This is a genomic window from Maribacter aquimarinus, from assembly GCF_047345505.1.
In the GTDB taxonomy this organism is placed as follows: domain Bacteria; phylum Bacteroidota; class Bacteroidia; order Flavobacteriales; family Flavobacteriaceae; genus Maribacter.
On sequence record NZ_JBLFEO010000026.1, the window covers coordinates 1 to 17,993 of the forward strand.

Annotated in this window: 13 protein-coding genes and 1 pseudogene; all 14 read left to right on the forward strand. The window is 45.1% G+C overall.

Annotation, left to right across the window (positions count from 1 at the left end):
* A pseudogene (locus ACKWCC_RS19370) lies at positions 1-116 on the forward strand (IS30 family transposase); the annotation flags it as partial.
* A gap of 25 nt (positions 117-141) precedes the next feature.
* The gene (locus tag ACKWCC_RS15565; RefSeq protein ID WP_413996883.1) at positions 142-432 is read left to right on the forward strand and encodes a helix-turn-helix domain-containing protein; all 291 of its coding nucleotides are present in this window, start codon (positions 142-144) and stop codon (positions 430-432) included.
* A gap of 711 nt (positions 433-1,143) precedes the next feature.
* The gene (locus tag ACKWCC_RS15570; protein WP_413996884.1) at positions 1,144-1,680 is read left to right on the forward strand and encodes a hypothetical protein; all 537 of its coding nucleotides are present in this window, start codon (positions 1,144-1,146) and stop codon (positions 1,678-1,680) included.
* A complete protein-coding gene (locus ACKWCC_RS15575; RefSeq protein WP_413996885.1) occupies positions 1,677-1,841 on the forward strand; it encodes a hypothetical protein in 165 nt (54 codons plus the stop codon). Before ACKWCC_RS15570 ends, ACKWCC_RS15575 begins: the two co-directional genes overlap by 4 nt.
* A 615-nt stretch (positions 1,842-2,456) precedes the next feature.
* A complete protein-coding gene (locus ACKWCC_RS15580; protein ID WP_413996886.1) occupies positions 2,457-3,410 on the forward strand; it encodes a Fic family protein in 954 nt (317 codons plus the stop codon).
* 506 nt (positions 3,411-3,916) lie between these two features.
* Entirely contained in the window at positions 3,917-4,060 is a 144-nt protein-coding gene (locus tag ACKWCC_RS15585; RefSeq protein WP_413996887.1) for a hypothetical protein, read from the forward strand.
* Positions 4,061-5,608, forward strand: coding sequence for a class I SAM-dependent DNA methyltransferase (locus ACKWCC_RS15590; protein WP_413996888.1), 1,548 nt, complete (start codon positions 4,061-4,063; stop codon positions 5,606-5,608). It begins immediately after the preceding gene.
* Positions 5,601-6,422: a KilA-N domain-containing protein gene (locus ACKWCC_RS15595; RefSeq protein WP_413996889.1), complete on the forward strand. Its 822-nt coding sequence runs from the start codon at positions 5,601-5,603 to the stop codon at positions 6,420-6,422. The genes ACKWCC_RS15590 and ACKWCC_RS15595 overlap by 8 nt, the downstream gene beginning before the upstream one ends.
* A complete protein-coding gene (locus tag ACKWCC_RS15600) occupies positions 6,422-7,672 on the forward strand; it encodes a restriction endonuclease subunit S (RefSeq protein WP_413996890.1) in 1,251 nt (416 codons plus the stop codon). The genes ACKWCC_RS15595 and ACKWCC_RS15600 overlap by 1 nt, the downstream gene beginning before the upstream one ends.
* On the forward strand, positions 7,665-7,880 hold the full coding sequence (locus tag ACKWCC_RS15605) for a hypothetical protein (protein ID WP_413996891.1): 216 nt from the start codon (positions 7,665-7,667) through the stop codon (positions 7,878-7,880). The genes ACKWCC_RS15600 and ACKWCC_RS15605 overlap by 8 nt, the downstream gene beginning before the upstream one ends.
* The gene (gene tnpA / locus ACKWCC_RS15610; RefSeq protein ID WP_413996892.1) at positions 7,873-8,334 is read left to right on the forward strand and encodes an IS200/IS605 family transposase; all 462 of its coding nucleotides are present in this window, start codon (positions 7,873-7,875) and stop codon (positions 8,332-8,334) included. Before ACKWCC_RS15605 ends, tnpA begins: the two co-directional genes overlap by 8 nt.
* Before the next feature lie 281 nt (positions 8,335-8,615).
* Entirely contained in the window at positions 8,616-11,843 is a 3,228-nt protein-coding gene (locus ACKWCC_RS15615) for a type I restriction endonuclease subunit R (RefSeq protein WP_413996893.1), read from the forward strand.
* Between the two features lie 377 nt (positions 11,844-12,220).
* Positions 12,221-13,015 carry a cation transporter gene (locus ACKWCC_RS15620; RefSeq protein WP_413996894.1) on the forward strand — a complete coding sequence of 265 codons (795 nt, stop codon included), beginning with the start codon at positions 12,221-12,223 and terminating at the stop codon, positions 13,013-13,015.
* A 1,284-nt stretch (positions 13,016-14,299) separates the two neighbouring features.
* On the forward strand, positions 14,300-17,971 hold the full coding sequence (locus tag ACKWCC_RS15625) for a PAS domain S-box protein (protein WP_413996895.1): 3,672 nt from the start codon (positions 14,300-14,302) through the stop codon (positions 17,969-17,971).
* Positions 17,972-17,993: the final 22 nt, after the last annotated feature.

The following is a 17,993-nucleotide window of genomic DNA, read 5'->3' on the forward strand; positions in this document are numbered from 1 at the left end:
AAAAGGCGGAGAACATTTTAAACAACAGGCCCAGAAAAAGGTTCGGGTACAGAACGCCCAACGAGGTTTTTGCCGCAGCAATAGAAAATCAGGGCATTGTTGCGTTTATGACTTGAATCCAGCGAAATAAAAAAAGCTGATATGGAAAACGTAACAGATTTTGAGGACATCCTCATCAGAAAATACGGAAAGAAAGGAACTGAAAAACGTGACAAGTATGATGCAGACTCACTTGCCTTCCGATTGGGCGTAATGCTAAAAGAGGCTCGCAAAGAGGCAAATTTGACCCAAGAAGAACTTGCAAAACGAACTGGCACGAAAAAAAGTTACATTTCTCGAATTGAACGTGGATTGAGCGATATCCAAGTTTCGACTTATTACAAACTGATTGAACTCGGACTTGGGAAAAATCTCAATATATCAATTGGATGAAAAAAGTACTGTGGGCAATAACTAAGCGTTTGTGCGGTCGGTACTGCCCAGCATGCAGGTAACGAAACTTCGGTATGGAACCACACCGGGCCCTTGGTCTCTTTTTCTGCTATGGGGATCGGTATGTACGGGGAGGGAGGTTTGCAGCGGCACCTGGGCCGATGCTTTTGTGGTTTTCGGTATTTCTTGACCCCGTGGGGATGCCTTCCACGATCCGGAGCCTTGAATCCCTAGCTCCATCGGGCATTTTTCGGCAAAACGTCCATTTGGGGCCATAGGTGTCGCCCACGGCCGTTGTACCGTTTTTGTTTGTGGATCTCCGCCAAAGAACACACTGGAACCCAGCACTGGAAACCCCGACCATATCCACAAGAAGTATGACTCCATAAAGTATTGCTGCTGTAAACAGAAAACGGCCTGGGAAGGTTGGCCACTTTTTTAAAAACCCGCAGGGAAGGTTTTTTTAACAAAATGGTCCATGTTCCGACCAGAAATCCGATATCTAAAAGTAAACTACCTCGGGCCAAGCCCACGAGGCGTTCATTGGAAACTGAATTTTAATTTCGAGGCAAGCCTCTGAGCATCAAGCCCTTTGGCGGTGCCAATGAATTCTTTAACAATAAACAAGGGCTGCCTGTTTCAGGACAAGACAAAATTAAGTAACAAAGTCAAACGATAATTTTGAAAGACAATTTTTAGTAAATTAGGAAAGTGAAAAAAGATGAAAATAACGAACTTGATTTTTTAGTTGACAAACTGACAAATTCGATTGAAAATGTTGTTACAGGCGATAGTTTTCAAACTGTGGTTTCTTTAGTCTCAACAAGTGATCTAAAAGCTATAACCAAAAAGAACGGTTGGCTTTTCAATTGGAAATTTGAACACAAACAACCTGAAAGAGAAGTTTATAACCTAACAATTGTTGGAAATCAAAATGTGGTACAAGGATTGATGTGTGTTGAAGTTAAACAAGACCACCTTTATATGCATTTGGTTGAGAACGCACCATTTAATCGTGGTAAAGCGAAAATGTATGCTGGAGTTCCAGGAAATTTGGTAGCTTTTGCTTGCCGACTTTCTTTTCAACGTGGACACGAAGGAAATGTATCCTTTTTATCGAAAACGGACTTAATCAACCATTATGAAAAAACGCTTGGCGCATTTCATTTTGGTGGTCGAGTAATGATAATCGAAACCAAATCAGCAATTAAACTGATCAACAGATATTTTAAAAACTTGGACTTATGAAAAATAAAATAATAGAAACTGATTTTATTGGCGGACAAGGCTCATTAACGGAAAAAGAAGAGCTAGCTTTAAAACACTATTTCGCGAAAAAAAAAAAGAGTATCGCCAAAAGAGGAACAAAAAAGCGAACTGAAAAGAAGAGCAAAGATTTAACCTCATAGCAAAAAGTACTACCGGTAATAACCAACCATTCATACGCTTGATACCACCCAGCATGCAGGTACCGAAACTTCGGTATTTCTTGACCCCGTGGGGATGCCTTCCACGATCCGGAGCCTTGAATCCCTAGCTCCATCGGGCATTTTTCGGCAAAACGTCCATTTGGGGCCATAGGTGTCGCCCACGGCCATTGTACCGTTTTTGTTTGTGGATCTCCGCCAAAGAACACACTGGAACCCAGCACTGGAAACCCCGACCATATCCACAAGAAGTATGACTCCATAAAGTATTGCTGCTGTAAACAGAAAACGGCCCGGGAAGGTTGGCCACTTTTTTAAAAACCCGCAGGGAAGGTTTTTTTAACAAAATGGTCCATGTTCCGACCAGAAATCCGATATTTAAAAGTAAACTACCTCGGGCCAAGCCCACGAGGCGTTCATTGGAAACTGAATTTTAATTTCGGGGCAAGCCTCGGAGCATCAAAGCCTTTGGCGGTGCCAATGAATTCTTTAACACGAAAAAAAGGCAACCTATTTCAAGACAGGACAGATTCGTTTCATAACATAATTTAGGTTAAATGATTGTATCTTTGATAGTATCAAATGATAGTATCAAAAATGAAACCACCCTACGAAATATCATCTTCTATTTTAAAATCAATAACCTCCATTTCAGAAAAAATAGGAGAGGTAAATGCTAATTTATTGAACAAGCCTTCACCGAAATTGAGAAAACAGAATAGAATCAAAACAATTCATTCTTCGTTAAAAATAGAAGGAAACACACTTACAGAAGAACAGGTTACGGCACTTCTTGATAACAAAAGAGTTATTGGGCCTAAAAAAGATGTGATTGAAGTTTTAAATGCAATCAAAATCTATGAAAATTTAGAAGAATACGAGCCTTCCAATGAAAAATCCTTTTTAAAAGCACATCAAAACTTAATGGAAGGTCTAATTGAAAATTCTGGAACTTATAGAAATCAAAGTGTGGGAATTGTAAAAGGCGCTAAAGTAGCGCATTTGGCACCACCTTATGAAAATGTTCCATACTTAATGAAAGACCTTTTTGAATACTTAAAAAAATCTGATGAAATTGAATTGATTAAAAGTTGTGTGTTCCATTACGAAATGGAATTTATACATCCTTTTTTGGATGGAAATGGTAGAATGGGAAGATTATGGCAAACTTTAATTTTAATGGAAAGATATCCAATCTTTGAGTTTCTACCCTTTGAAACCTTAATTGGCAACGACCAAGAAAAATATTATAAAGCCTTGGCTGAAAGTGATAAATCTGGAAAATCAACTAAGTTTATTGAGTATATGCTCAATGTAATTGACATTTCAATAAGTCAATTATTGGATTTTAATAATCGAACCTTAAATGAAAAAGATAGATTGGAATATTATGTTTCACTGAATAAAACTGAATTTACAAGAAAAGATTATATGAATATATTCAAAGACATTTCTTCAGCGACCGCAAGTAGGGATTTAAGGAAAGGAGCTGAATTGGATTTGTTTGAAAAAATAGGAGAAAAAAATAAAACAATCTATCGTTTAAAATAACGTGGCCCAAGAACCAACCGCTCATACGGTCGGTACCACCCAGCATGCATATACCGAAACTTCGGTATGGAACCACACCGGGCCCTTGGTCTCTTTGTCTGCTATGGGGATTGGTCTGCAGTGGGGGAGAGAGGTTTACAGTGGCACCTGGGCCGATACTTTTTTTTCAGCATTTTTTGACCCCGCGGGGATGCTTTTCAAGATCCGGAGCCTTGAATCTCCGTCTCCGCCGGGCACTTTTTACCCAAACGTCCACTTACGGTCATAGGTGTCCCGCACGGCATTGTGCCGTTTTTATTGGTGGATCTCCGCCAAAGAACACACTGGAACCCAGAACTGGAAACCCCCGACCATATCCACAAGATGTACCACCCCATAAAGTATTGTTGCCATAAAAAGAAAACGGCCTGGGAAGGTAGGCCACTTTTTTCAAAACCCGCAGGGGATATATTTTGATGAAATGGCCCATATTCCGACCAGAAATCCGATATTTAAAGATGAATCCTTTGACACAAAAAAAGGGCAACCTATTTCAGGACAAGACAAAAAAGCCAACGCACAAAGCAATGAGTGCTATCGCACACATTGCTTTTTTGCCAACGCTGACGGAAAAGATGAAATTTGAAACAGATAAAAAGAACTTAAAATAAATGGCAAAAAAGAACGTAAACGGAACGGAAGAACCGTTGGAAAAACAACTCTGGAAATCGGCTGATAAACTGAGAAAAAACATTGATGCTGCGGAATACAAACACGTAGTGCTTGGACTTATATTCCTGAAATACATCTCGGATGCCTTTGAAGAGCTTTACAACAAACTAAAAGCTGGCGCAGACGAATATGCAGGAGCCGACCCAGAAGACAAAGACGAATACAAAGCCGAGAATGTATTCTTCGTGCCAGAGAAAGCCCGTTGGTCTTACCTGCTCTCACAAGCTAAGCAACCGACCATTGGGAAGTCTGTGGATGAAGCCATGGACTTCATCGAAAAGGAAAACGTTTCGTTGAAAGGCGTTTTGCCCAAAGTATATGCCCGACAAAATCTTGACCCAACTAGTTTAGGTGAACTCATAGACATGATTGGAAACATTGCCTTTGGGGATGCCAAAGCCCGAAGTGCAGATGTTCTCGGTCATGTGTTTGAATATTTCTTGGGTGAATTTGCCTTAGCAGAAGGTAAAAAGGGCGGACAGTTCTACACGCCAAGAAGCGTTGTTGAACTCTTGGTTGAAATGCTCGAACCCTACAAAGGTCGAGTATTTGACCCTTGCTGTGGCTCGGGTGGAATGTTCGTGCAGTCTGAGGAATTTGTAACCGAACACCAAGGGAAAATCAATGACATTTCCATTTACGGGCAGGAAAGCAACCAAACAACCTGGCGACTGGCAAAAATGAATTTGGCCATTAGAGGCATTGACAGCTCGCAGGTGAAATGGAACAACGAAGGCTCGTTTTTGAATGATGCCCACAAAGACCTGAAAGCCGATTACATCATTGCCAACCCACCGTTTAACGTGAGTGATTGGAGCGGTGATTTGCTGCGGACCGATGGCCGCTGGAAATACGGTACACCGCCTAAAGGAAATGCCAATTACGCGTGGATTCAACATTTCATGTACCACCTGGCACCCAGTGGACAAGCAGGTTTTGTATTAGCTAAAGGAGCACTGACTTCTAAAAGTGGCGGTGAAGGCGACATCAGAAAAGAATTGGTGGAAGCCGACTTGATTGACTGCATTGTAAACCTGCCTGCCAAGTTGTTTTTGAATACCCAAATTCCTGCTTCGCTGTGGTTTATGAGCCGTAACCGTAGCAATGGCAAATTCCGAAACCGCACAGGCGAAATCCTCTTTATAGATGCCCGCAACCTGGGGCATTTGATAAACCGAAGAACCAAAGTGCTTTCTGAGGAAGATATTGAGCAGATTACGAGTACTTACCACAACTGGCGAAATACCGATGGCGATTACGAAGACATAAAAGGCTTCTGCGCTTCCGTTACCAAAGAACGAGTAGCCGAACTGGACTATGTGCTTACCCCAGGCCGCTACGTAGGCTTGGCGGAAGAAGAAGATGACTTTGACTTTGCCGAACGCTTTACCAGGCTGAAAGCCGAGTTTGAGGCGCAGCTCAAAGAAGAGGCGGAGCTCAACGAGCGCATTGCAAAGAACCTTACCAAAATTAAGGTAGATGGCTAAAAAGAATCAGCAAATAGAGGTGCTGGGAAAGGTGATTACCATAGACCCGGATGATTTTATTTCCCTAACCGATATGCTCAAAGCTAAGGACGGCGATTTTTTTATCTCCGATTGGCTCAGAAACCGCAACACCCTGGAGTATCTGGGTATTTGGGAGCGAATTCACAATCCGGATTTTAATTATGGCGAATTCGCCACAATTACCCAACAAGCAGGATTGAACAGCTACAAAATCAGTGTGAAGGAATGGGTAGCAAAGACACAGGCGATAGGCATCAGGGCCAAGGCAGGAAGATACGGCGGCACCTATGCCCATCAGGATATTGCCTTTGAATTTGGCATGTGGATCAGTGCCGAGTTTAAGATTTATCTGGTCAAAGAATTTCAACGTCTAAAAGAGGCGGAGTCCAAAGACCTGGAATGGAACGTAAAACGCCAATTGACCAAAATCAACTACCGCATCCATACCGATGCCATTAAAGAAAACCTCATTCCCCAAGGTCTTACCGCTCAGCAAATCTCCTTTGTATATGCCAATGAGGCCGATGTGCTGAATGTAGCTTTATTTGGAAAAACCGCTAAACAATGGCGAGACGAAAATCTCGACAAGAAGGGAAATATCCGCGATTATGCCAATGTCTCGCAACTGGTATGCCTGGCCAATTTAGAAAACCTCAATGCCGTTTTGATTGGTGACGACATCCCCCAAAGCGACCGCCTCCTAAAACTGAACCAAATCGCCATCAGCCAAATGAAAATTTTGCTGCAACACGATAGCCCAAACCTATTGAATAACCCCAAAAGTGAAAATTGATGAGTGAGTGGAAGGAAGTTGTATTAGAAGATATTACCAGCCGTATTGGTGATGGATTACACGGCACGCCCAAATACGATACCAACGGAGATTATTTCTTTATCAATGGAAATAATCTAAAGGACGGCAAGATTCTGATTAAACCTGACACAAAAAAGGTGACCAAGGAAGAAGCTATAAAGCATGAAAGACCATTATCCGATAGGACAATACTTCTATCGATAAATGGTACAATTGGAAACTTGGCATTCTATAATTATGAAAAATGCATGCTTGGAAAAAGTGCATGTTACATAAACATCAACGAAGATGTTTCTGTACCATTCATGTACTATCATTTTTTAAGTGAAGAGTTTCAGTTGTACATTGAAATGATAGCTACAGGAACTACGATACCTAATGTTCCATTAAAGGGGATTAGACAGTATACTTTCAACTTACCTTCTACACCCGAACAAAACGCAATAGCAGAAGTCCTTTCCAGCTTAGACGACAAAATAGACCTGCTGCACCGCCAAAACCAAACCCTTGAGCAAATGGCGGAGACGTTGTTTCGGCAGTGGTTTGTGGAGGAAGCTGATGAGGGGTGGGATAAAGGTGTTTTGGGGGATTATATTTTTACCAATAAGAATTCAGTAAGAAAAGACTATCCAAACCTAGAGATTGAGTATTTAGATACGGGATCTTTGACCACAGGTAGATGGGGCAATTTTCAACCTTTTTTGCTATCGGAAGCACCAAGCCGAGCAAAACGGCTGGTTAAACATAATGATATTCTTTATTCGACGGTCAGACCCAATCAATTACACTACGGCATAGTTAGAAATCCAATTGAAAATTTGGTGGTGTCAACTGGTTTTTGTGTAATCACTTGTCACTCGCTATCGCCTTACTTCGTTTATTATTATTTAACTGATAAAGGAATGACAGAATACTTGCATTCAATAGCAGAAGGCTCTACATCGGCTTATCCGTCCCTAAAGCCTAGTGATATTGAAGCTCTTGAATTTTCGATAGCACCTTCTGATGTATTGGAAAAGTTTGATCGATTTGTCGATGATGCATGGAAAAGGATAGAATCAAACCAAACCCAAATCCGCACCCTTACCGCTCTACGGGTTACGCTGCTGCCGAAGTTGATGAGTGGGGAGGTGCGGGTGCAGTCCCAGCGGGACGCAACCTTTGTAGGAAATAATTCCACCACCAACCCCAGCTCCGTAGGTGCGGCACAAAAAGAAACCCATGGCTAAGATTTATTTTTATTCAACATTTAAAGATATTGCCCCTCTGGGGCTCAGGCATTTTTTATATGCCCGATGTTACAAAGATGTTGCTCCTACGGAGCTAATCTTTCAGCTATGGCAGAAGCAGTCCCAGCGGGACGCAACCTTTGTAGGAAAAAATCCCACCAATCACATTAGCTCCGTAGGAGCGGCACCAAAAGAAAACCATGGCTAATACCTACACCCAAATATTGGTTCAAATTGTATTTGCGGTAAAAGGTCGCCAAAACCTGATAACGGAAAAACATCGTGAGTCCATAGAAAAATACATCTGTGGCATTGTCACCAATAAAAAATCAAAGCCACTTGCTATCTATTGCAATCCAGACCATTGTCATATTTTGATAGGATTACACCCTTCCGTTTCCACATCAGAAATGGCACAAGACATTAAAGCCAATTCATCAAAATGGATAAATGAAAACAAATGGGTGATGGGGAAATTCAATTGGCAAGAAGGTCATGGGGCATTTACCTACAGCCGTTCACAATTAAATCAGGTGGTTCAATACATACGTAATCAACCCGAACACCACAGGAAGAAAACGTTTAGAGAGGAGTACATAAGCTTCTTAGAAAAATTTGAAATAGATTATGATGATCAATATGTGTTTGAATTCAATGACTAAAGGTGTCGCCCCTATGGGGCTTGGACTTTTCTTATGTGTCAAGAGCTACAAAGGTTTTGCTCCTACGGAGCTAATACATATGCCAATTCAAAAGCAGTGGATTCAAAAACAGTACCATAGGGAGACAGCCATTTCAGGAGGAATTCCAGAACTGTCCCAGCGGGACGAAACCTTTGGGAAGAAAAACATCTGAAACAGAAGCAGTCCCAGCGGGACGAAATCTGTGTAGAAAAGCCATTGAATAGCAATATAAGCTCCATAGGAGCGACACCAAAAGAAGAATGACAAGAATTACTGAACATAGCATAGAAGATTTTGCCATCAAACTGTTGGAGCATTTGGGCTATGAATACATCTACGCCCCAAGCATTGCCCATGACGGTGAGAATCCAGAGCGTAGTTCATACGAAGAAGTCCTGCTCACGCATCGCATGGCAGAAGCAGTGCGAAGAATCAATCCCACCGTGCCACCTGATGCACAAGAAGAAGCCATCAAAGAGATTCAGCGTATTCATTCGCCAGAGTTATTGACGAACAATGAAAGCTTTCATCGCTTATTGACCGAAGGCATTAAAGTCAGCTATCAAAAAGACGGACAACAAAGAGGAGATTTGGTGTGGTTAATCGACTTTAACACACCTGAAAACAATGATTTTATTGTAGCCAACCAGTTTACGGTGGTAGAAGATGGGGTAAACAAACGCCCTGATGTCATTCTCTTTATCAACGGTTTTCCTTTGGTGGTCATCGAACTCAAAAATGCAGCGGATGAAAACGCCACCATCAAATCGGCATTTCGCCAGATAGAAACCTACAAAGAGGTCATTCCAAGTCTGTTTACTTACAATGCGTTTACGATTATTTCAGATGGTTTGGAAGCCAGAGCAGGAACGCTTTCATCGGGCATGAGCCGTTTTATGGCTTGGAAGTCGGCAGACGGCAAAGAAGAAGCTTCGCACTTGGTCAGCCAAATGGAAACGCTCATCAATGGCATGCTCAACAAAGAAACCTTGCTGGATTTGGTTCGGCATTTCATCGTGTTTGAAAAGTCGAAAAAGGAAGATGCCAAAACGGGCGTTACTACCATTTCAACCGTCAAAAAATTAGCTGCTTATCATCAGTATTATGCCGTAAACCGAGCGGTGGATTCTGCCATGAGAGCGACAGGCTACACGGTAGAAAAAGAAACGCCAGTTAGTATGGTAATGGAATCGCCTGAAAGTTATGGTGTGGCTGGTGTAAAATCACAACCCAAAGGCGACCGAAAAGGTGGTGTGGTTTGGCATACCCAAGGAAGTGGCAAATCCCTTTCCATGGTGTTCTTCACAGGTAAAATCGTATTGGCTTTGGACAACCCCACCGTGGTGGTAATCACCGACCGTAATGATTTGGACGACCAACTCTTTGACACTTTCGCTTCTTCCACACAGCTATTACGACAAGAACCGAAGCAGATAGAAAACCGAAACGATTTAAAGGAAAAACTGAAAGTGGCTTCTGGTGGTGTGATTTTTACCACCATTCAAAAATTCTCGCCCGAAGAAGGCAATGTATATGAAACCCTTTCGGAACGAGAAAACATTGTGGTAATAGCTGATGAAGCCCACCGAACGCAATACGGTTTCAAAGCCAAAACAGTAGATGACAAAGACGAGCAAGGTAATGTGATTGGTAAGAAAACCGTGTACGGTTTTGCCAAGTACATGCGTGATGCTTTGCCCAATGCCACATATATTGGTTTTACAGGAACACCTATTGAAAGCACCGATGTAAACACACCTGCCGTTTTCGGAAACTACATTGATGTTTATGACATTGCCCAAGCGGTTGAAGACGGTGCAACGGTTCGCATTTATTACGAAAGCCGTCTGGCAAAAGTGAACCTAAGTGAAGAAGGTAAAAAACTGGTTGAGGAACTGGACGATGAGTTGGACGGAGAAGAACTCACCGAAACCCAAAAAGCCAAAGCCAAATGGACACAGTTGGAAGCCTTAATCGGCAGTGAAAACCGCATCAAGAATGTAGCCAACGATATCATTCAGCATTTTGGTCAACGCCAAGAAGTTTTTGAAGGCAAAGGAATGATTGTGGCCATGTCCAGAAGAATTGCCGCTGACTTGTACAATGAAATCATCAAACTAAAGCCTGAATGGCATTCAGACGATTTGGACAAAGGTGTGATAAAAGTCGTGATGACTTCATCCTCTTCGGATGGACCAAAAATCGCCAAACATCATACTACCAAACAGCAAAGAAGAACACTTGCCGACCGCATGAAAGACCCAGACGATGGACTGAAACTGGTGATTGTTCGGGATATGTGGCTCACGGGTTTTGATGCACCAAGCATGCACACCCTTTATATCGACAAACCGATGAAAGGCCACAACCTGATGCAGGCCATCGCAAGGGTAAACCGAGTGTACAAAGACAAGCCAGGTGGTTTGGTCGTAGATTATTTGGGTATTGCTTCTGATTTAAAAAAAGCACTTTCGTTTTACTCAGATGCAGGTGGTAAAGGTGACCCAACCATTGCCCAAGCCCAAGCAGTTGAATTGATGCTGGAAAAACTGGAAGTCGTTTCGCAGATGTACAGCGGCTTCCCGTATGAAGATTATTTTCAAGCCGAAACGGGTCAAAAACTATCTATGATTTTGGCAGCAGAAGAACACATTCTCGGACTGGAAGATGGAAAGAAACGATACATTAATGAAGTAACTGCTCTATCCAAAGCCTTTGCGATTGCTGTTCCGCACGAGCAAGCCATGGACGTGAAAGATGAAGTGTCATTTTTCCAAGCCGTAAAGGCACGTTTGGCAAAATTTGATGGCACAGGTTCAGGCAGAACCGATGAAGAAATTGAGACTACTATTCGTCAGGTCATAGACCAAGCCTTGGTTTCTGAACAAGTAATTGATGTTTTTGATGCGGCAGGAATCAAGAAACCCGACATTTCCATTTTATCCGAAGATTTTCTGATGGAACTCAAAGGAATGGAACACAAGAACGTAGCTCTGGAAGTTTTGAAAAAGCTACTAAATGACGAGATAAAGGCACGTTCCAAAAAGAACTTGGTTAAGAGTAAGTCGCTTAAAGAGATGTTGGAGAATTCCATCAAGAAATACCACAACAAAATTTTGACGGCTGCCGAAGTGATGGACGAACTCATCAAGTTGAGTAAGGAAATCGTGAACATGGACAGTGAAGCCAAAAAGCTTGGACTGACTGACTTTGAATATGCTTTTTACACAGCAGTAGCCAGTAACGATTCTGCCAAACAACTCATGCAACAAGAAAAGCTGAGAGAACTTGCTGTGATTTTAACCGAACGAGTAAAACAAAACGCATCCATCGACTGGACAATTAAGGAAAGTGTAAGAGCGAAACTCAAAGTAATTATCAAGCGGACTTTGAGACAATACGGCTATCCACCAGACATGCAAAAACTGGCAACAGAAACGGTTTTGAAACAAGCAGAAATGATTGCAAAAGAATTAACAACCGACTAAGGAATGCCAACGCCCAGTTCAAGCACATTGCAATCCTCGTTCCTGCGGTTGCAAAGAGCTTTCACGCCAACGCACGGACGGAAAAGAAAAAAGCACGAAAGCACAACATTGGCTATACGTAATGCAGTCAAAGTGCTGATATAAAATTAATTACATTAAACAAATTAACTGCTAAACGGAAAGTGAAGTGCCTTGAAATCCCGCACTACTCATAGCGAACCGTTGGGCACAATTCCCTACATAAAGAAACTCTATTAATTTCTTGAGTTAACGAGTTGATTTTTGTAAGAATTTTAAGATAAAATCAACCGTTAGTCAGAACTTGACAAACTAAATCCCAATTCAATAACCTAACGCAACTAACATCTGGAAACCGGGTGAGAAAAACAATATTTGAAATTACCAAAATGGACTGTCCGTCGGAGGAAAATCTAATCCGAATGAAATTGGACGGAATCTCAAGTATTGCCCATTTGGACTTTGACATTCCGAACCGAAAACTGACCGTTTTTCACAGCGGACAAATGGACCAAATTGAAAAGTCCGTTCTTGAACTGAACTTGGGCGGAAAGAAAATTTCGACCGAGCAAACCTACCAAACGGAATTTAAAGAAAACGCAGACCAGAAGAAACTGCTTTGGTCTGTACTCGCAATAAATTTTGCTTTTTTCCTAATTGAAATGACAACGGGAATTATCTCAAAATCAATGGGACTGGTTGCCGACAGTTTGGATATGCTGGCAGACAGTTTTGTTTACGGCATTAGTTTGTTTGCGGTCGGTGGAACGCTGATTAAGAAAAAGCGGATTGCCAAACTTGCCGGATATCTTCAAATAACCCTTGCGATCATTGGATTTGTAGAAGTTCTAAGAAGATTTTTTGGACACGAAGAACTTCCGGATTTTTCTACCATGATCATCGTTTCGATTTTTGCACTCATGGCAAACGGAATTTGCCTTTATATGCTGCAAAGGTCAAAAAGCAAGGAAGAAGCCCATATGAAAGCGAGTATGATTTTCACTTCGAATGATGTGATTATTAATTTAGGGGTTATGGTCGCCGGACTTTTGGTAAATTGGTTACAGTCAAGCATACCTGATTTGATGATCGGGACAATCGTTTTTGTTTTGGTCGTACAAGGAGCATTCCGAATCCTAAAATTGAGCAAATGAAAGGTAGCAAACCACAGACGGTTACCAAATGTATTCTAACAGCACCAGAAGAGTCACAAAAAATATGGAGAGAATGAAAAACCTTGATCGGAGCTACCGTGCCAAAAGCCCAGGGCGGCAAAGCTTGGAACGAGCCGATTTACCAATATAACGTCTAGGTATCAAGTTCGACTATGATATTGCAAGTCAATCATTAAGGTTATTTAGACATCAAGACATTGATAAAATTGAAGTAATTCATATTTTGAATAATGTTTCAGAGGTGAAATATAAATCAGACTTGACAAATTCTAAATCAACAGAACTTAACCAACAAGTTGACAAACAATTATTATTCAATTTGTTATGAATGAAGCCAACGCATAAAACCATACCCATTTGCAATGACACAGGGTGTTCAAAATTTACGCTTTTAAGTTCCTGAACTACCTTTCGCACTAGCCAAATCGCTAACCCAAAATTGCAAAAGAGCACATCTTTCGCGTAGAATGTGTCCATTTTTCCCAGATGCTGTTTTGGAGGTGCGTAATGCGGGTGCAGCCCCTAACAAAATCAAGACTTTTGCCATCAAGTAAAGGCCCTAACCCCGGTGATGGCGCCAAAGTGGGAGCAACGATCGGTTTTGCCCGTACCCAGAAGGTGGACCCAACTGGTAAAAGCTCTTTTTGCCTTGGGAACGGATAAAAGAAACCTTTGGGAGGACACCGGCATAGATCGCAACGAGGGGCACGTTTTCCTCCCAAATGCCTGGCACTATACTACCAATATGGGTGGCACAAAACGAACCGAAGTGTTCACTGGCCCCGTGGTATGACCTAGGTCATGTTTCGCCGTAAAAGTTCGGCCTATTTTTGGCCGTACGGGACATGGACGCCCCACCACATTTTTACGGAAGTTGCTTTTCCCGGACGGTTTTTTTAACCCAGATTATGCACTAGACTTTCGAAATGAGGGTGCAAAGCCCAATAAAATCAAGACTTTTGCGATTGAGTCGTAGCCATCGCTACGGTGAGTGAGCAAAAGTCAGTGCAACGATTGATTTTGCAGGGATTTATAGCCGTAATAGAATTTCTATTGCTTAACCTGGGTTTAACGTCGCCAGGGCAAAAGCTTAGGGGGGATTTTCATATCTTAAGGCGTACGGATGGCAGATGCGTTTTCCCCATTGGGAAAGCGGGGTTGCCGCCTCTGGATGCTTTGGTTTGGCCCTGCCGCAACCCGCGGAGGGCGGGCCATGCCCCCTATGTGCCAAAGGAACGGCTTTGGCCGCCTTAACTTGGAAAAATGATTGGGAACACCACCGAAGACCATTTGCTACAGGCCATTTTTGATGCCTCCGTGGAGGGCGTTATGGTGGTAAGTGACCATGGGGCCATCCTCAAGGCCAATGCCTCTTGCCATGCCATGTTCGGCTATGCACAAGGGGAGCTGCTGCAACAGAAAATGGAAATCCTTGTGCCCCAGCGCTACAGGGAAAGGCACCAGGGCCACCGGAAGCGCTATGCGCGCAGGCCGGGGAGTAGGGTCATGGGCGGCAACCTGGACCTCTGGGGGCTCAGGAAGGACGGCACGGAATTCCCCGTGGATGTGAGCCTTAGCCCCACGGCCATTGGCGGGCGTTCCGTGACCATTGCCTATGTGCGCAATGCCACACAGCGCAAGGAACAGTTGCGCCAGCTTCGGGAATCCAATAAGGTGTTGGCAGAGACCAACCGTAAGTACGGCACCCTCATTGGCAACCTTCAAGGGGTGGTGTTCCGTTGCAAAAATGACCGCCAGTACCCCATGGAGTTCATCAGTCCGGGCTGCGCCCTTTTGACCGGGCATGCCCCCGAGGCCTTCACCGAGGGGCGTGTTAGTTTCGGAGAGCTCATTCTGGCCCAGGATCGGGACAGGGTCTGGAAGGAGATCCAGCGGGCCATTGCCCAAGAACGTCCCTTTGTGCTCAATCACGGCATCCTGGATCAAAGCGGAGGGGTAAAGGCGGTAAGGACCTCTGGCAGTCCGGTGCGTGGCCATGATGGTGGCATCGTGGCCTTGGAGGGCTTTATCGCCGACGTGTCCGCCGAACGGAAGATCGAGGGCGAACTACGCTCCAAAAATGCCGAAAACAGGGCGTTGTTGGATGCGCTCCCGGACATGATGTTCATTCAGGACCATAAGGGCAGGTTCATGGACCTGTACGCCCCAGAGCCGGAAAAACTCTTCATGCCCAAGGAAGAGATGTTGGGCAAGGACATGAAAGAGGTGTTTCCGTCGCCCATTTATGCCAAGTACGGCACTGTTTTCAAGGCGGTACTGAAAACGGGCCGTTTGCAGCAGTTTGAATATGTCCATGGCCAAGGCCCCGGGCAGCTGATCTTTGAGGCCCGTACCGTTCCCCTGAACCGGCACGCCCTGCTCACCATTGTGCGCGATGTGACCCAAAAGAAAAAGACGGAGCAGCACCTAAAGGACAGTGAGGCCAAGAACAGGGCCATTTTACAGGCCTTGCCGGACCTCTATTTTTTGGTGGACGCCCAAGGACACTGTTTGGATGTGGGCGCCCCGGATGCCTCATTGCTGCCCGTGTCCGCCCAGGCCATGATCGGCAAGCACCTTTCCGAACACCTGCCGGGCGAAGTGGTGCAGCGCATCATGGACGCCTACCAGGGCAGCAAGGAGCTGCAGCGAACCAAGTTTCTGGAGCACCAAATGCCCGTAAAGGATGCCAATGGGTATTTTGAATCGCGCATTGTGGCCCTTCCGCAAAGCGGGTTTTTGATGCTGAGCAGGGACATAAGCCACCGAAAGCAGACCGAAGTGAACCTCTTCATAAAGAATTTGGCCCTGGCCTCTGCCGGCAATGGCATTTTGATCTCCGATGCCCAAAGGGAAGGGCAGCCGGTGATCTACGCCAATGAGGCCTTTTACAGGATGACGGGCTATTCGGAAAATGAGGTCTTGGGCAGAAATTGCCGCTTTTTGCAGAACAGCGATCGGGATCAGGAGGCCATTGGCAAAATGGCGGCTGCCATGGCCCAGGGCCTGCCCTGCCAGGTACAGCTGCGCAACTACCGCAAGGACGGCACGCTCTTTTGGAACGAGCTCACCATTACCCCGGTGCACAACAATTTGGGGGAGTTGACGCATTTCATAGGCGTGCAGAACGATGTAACGCAGCGCGTGCTCGAGGAGGAGTTCAAGGACCATGTCCGGACGGTCCTGCAGATGATCGCCGAGCACCGCCCCCTGAAATCCATAGGCAGGGAGATCATCCGTACGGTAGAGACCAACATGGACCGTGGCATGGCCTCCATCCAAATGTTGGACACCGGCACAACATCCTTGCGCACCCTGGTGGCCAGTAAGTTGCCGGAGGCCTTTGTGCGGTCTTTGGACGGTACCGTGGTGGGTCCGGGAATGGGCCCTTGTGGCCGTGCCGCACATACCAAGGAGCCCGTGGTGGTCAAAGACCTTGAAAAAGATGACAACTGGCGCGAGGCCGCTGCGTTGGCCTTGGCCCACGGCTTGCGGTCTTGCTGGTCCTATCCCATTTTTTCCTCCAACAAGCGGGTACTGGGCATATTGGCCATTTACCATGACAAAGGCTGTTTGCCCAACAAGATGCAGCAATCCATCATAAGCAACATTGTACAGCTCACGGGAGTGGCCTTGGAACAGGACGCCATTGGAAAGGAACTCAAAAAGAACCGTGCGCTGTTGGAGGGCTACGCCCGGGAACTGGAACAGAAGGTGGCGGAGCGCACCAATGAACTGCGGCATACGGTCAAGGAACTGGTGCGCACCAACCTACAGCTAAAAGACCAGGTGGCCGCCACCAAAGCGGCCAAGAACAAGGCCTTGGAGAGCCAGACCATGTTCACCGCCATTTCCAAAAACTTTCCAAAGGGCATCATCATCGTCTTCAACACAGCCATGGAAATTGTGTACATAGACGGCGGCGAGCTTTTGCGCATGGGCTATAAAAAGGAACAGTTTGAAGGCAGGCACATAGAGGACATTGAGCAGTTTTCGCCCCAGCGCATTGCCCGTATCAAGGCCGATGTAGAACGCACCATACAGGGAGAGCAGCTTTCTTTTGAAATCCAGTTCAGAAAGAAGACCTATACGGTAAACACCTCACCGCTTTATGCCGGCAACAACACCGTGAAATGGACCTTGTTCGTGTATAATGACATCAGCAAACAGAAGCAGGCAGAGACCAATATCCGTAACGCCCTGGTGCAGGAACAACAGCTCAATGAGCTAAAGTCGCGCTTCATTTCCATGGCGTCCCATGAGTTCCGGACCCCGCTCAGCGCCATTTTGTCCTCGGCCACGCTCATCCGCAGAATGCACCATCCGGACAAGGTGCAGAAGCGGGAAAAGTATGTGGGCCAAATAGAATCCAATGTGCGCAATTTGGTGGTGATCTTGAACGATTTTCTGTCCCTGGGCAAGTTGGAGGAGGGCGAGACCATCTGTAGGCCACAGTCCTTTGACCTGGTGGCCCTGGCCGGGCAGGTGCTGCGTGATCTTGAAGCCAGTAAAAAAGAGGGCCAGAAGCTGCGTTTCAGTCACCCTGAAGCGGTGCCGGTGAAGGAGTTGGACCCCAAGCTTACCAAGCATATCCTGGTGAACCTGGTCTCCAACGCCATAAAGTACGCGGAGGAGGGCACCGAGATCAAGGTGGGCATAGCACTGGGCGAAGGCGGCGTTACCCTCCAGGTAAGCGATGCCGGCATTGGGATTCCCCAAGGGGAACAAGGGCATTTGTTCGAGCGTTTTTTCAGGGCCAAGAACGCGGTGAACATTCAAGGCACGGGGCTGGGGCTCCATATTGTAAAACAGTACACCGAACTTATGGGCGGCAGGGTACGCTTTGAGAGCAAGGAGAACGTGGGCACCACCTTTTGGGTAGATTTTGACCTGGCCGCGGAAAAGGATGGGGCGGGCGTGCCCCCGTTGTCCTGAGGGGGGCAACCAAGGAAGAACA

What these genes read in the sequence shown, in the direction of transcription:
- ACKWCC_RS15625 (WP_413996895.1), top strand. Translation starts at nt 14,300, where the DNA reads ATGATTGGGAACACCACCGAAGACCATTTGCTACAGGCCATTTTTGAT.
- ACKWCC_RS15580 (WP_413996886.1), top strand. Translation starts at nt 2,457, where the DNA reads ATGAAACCACCCTACGAAATATCATCTTCTATTTTAAAATCAATAACC.
- ACKWCC_RS15590 (WP_413996888.1), top strand. Translation starts at nt 4,061, where the DNA reads ATGGCAAAAAAGAACGTAAACGGAACGGAAGAACCGTTGGAAAAACAA.
- ACKWCC_RS15595 (WP_413996889.1), top strand. Translation starts at nt 5,601, where the DNA reads ATGGCTAAAAAGAATCAGCAAATAGAGGTGCTGGGAAAGGTGATTACC.
- ACKWCC_RS15600 (WP_413996890.1), top strand. Translation starts at nt 6,422, where the DNA reads ATGAGTGAGTGGAAGGAAGTTGTATTAGAAGATATTACCAGCCGTATT.
- tnpA (WP_413996892.1), top strand. Translation starts at nt 7,873, where the DNA reads ATGGCTAATACCTACACCCAAATATTGGTTCAAATTGTATTTGCGGTA.
- ACKWCC_RS15615 (WP_413996893.1), top strand. Translation starts at nt 8,616, where the DNA reads ATGACAAGAATTACTGAACATAGCATAGAAGATTTTGCCATCAAACTG.
- ACKWCC_RS15565 (WP_413996883.1), top strand. Translation starts at nt 142, where the DNA reads ATGGAAAACGTAACAGATTTTGAGGACATCCTCATCAGAAAATACGGA.
- ACKWCC_RS15605 (WP_413996891.1), top strand. Translation starts at nt 7,665, where the DNA reads ATGGCTAAGATTTATTTTTATTCAACATTTAAAGATATTGCCCCTCTG.
- ACKWCC_RS15575 (WP_413996885.1), top strand. Translation starts at nt 1,677, where the DNA reads ATGAAAAATAAAATAATAGAAACTGATTTTATTGGCGGACAAGGCTCA.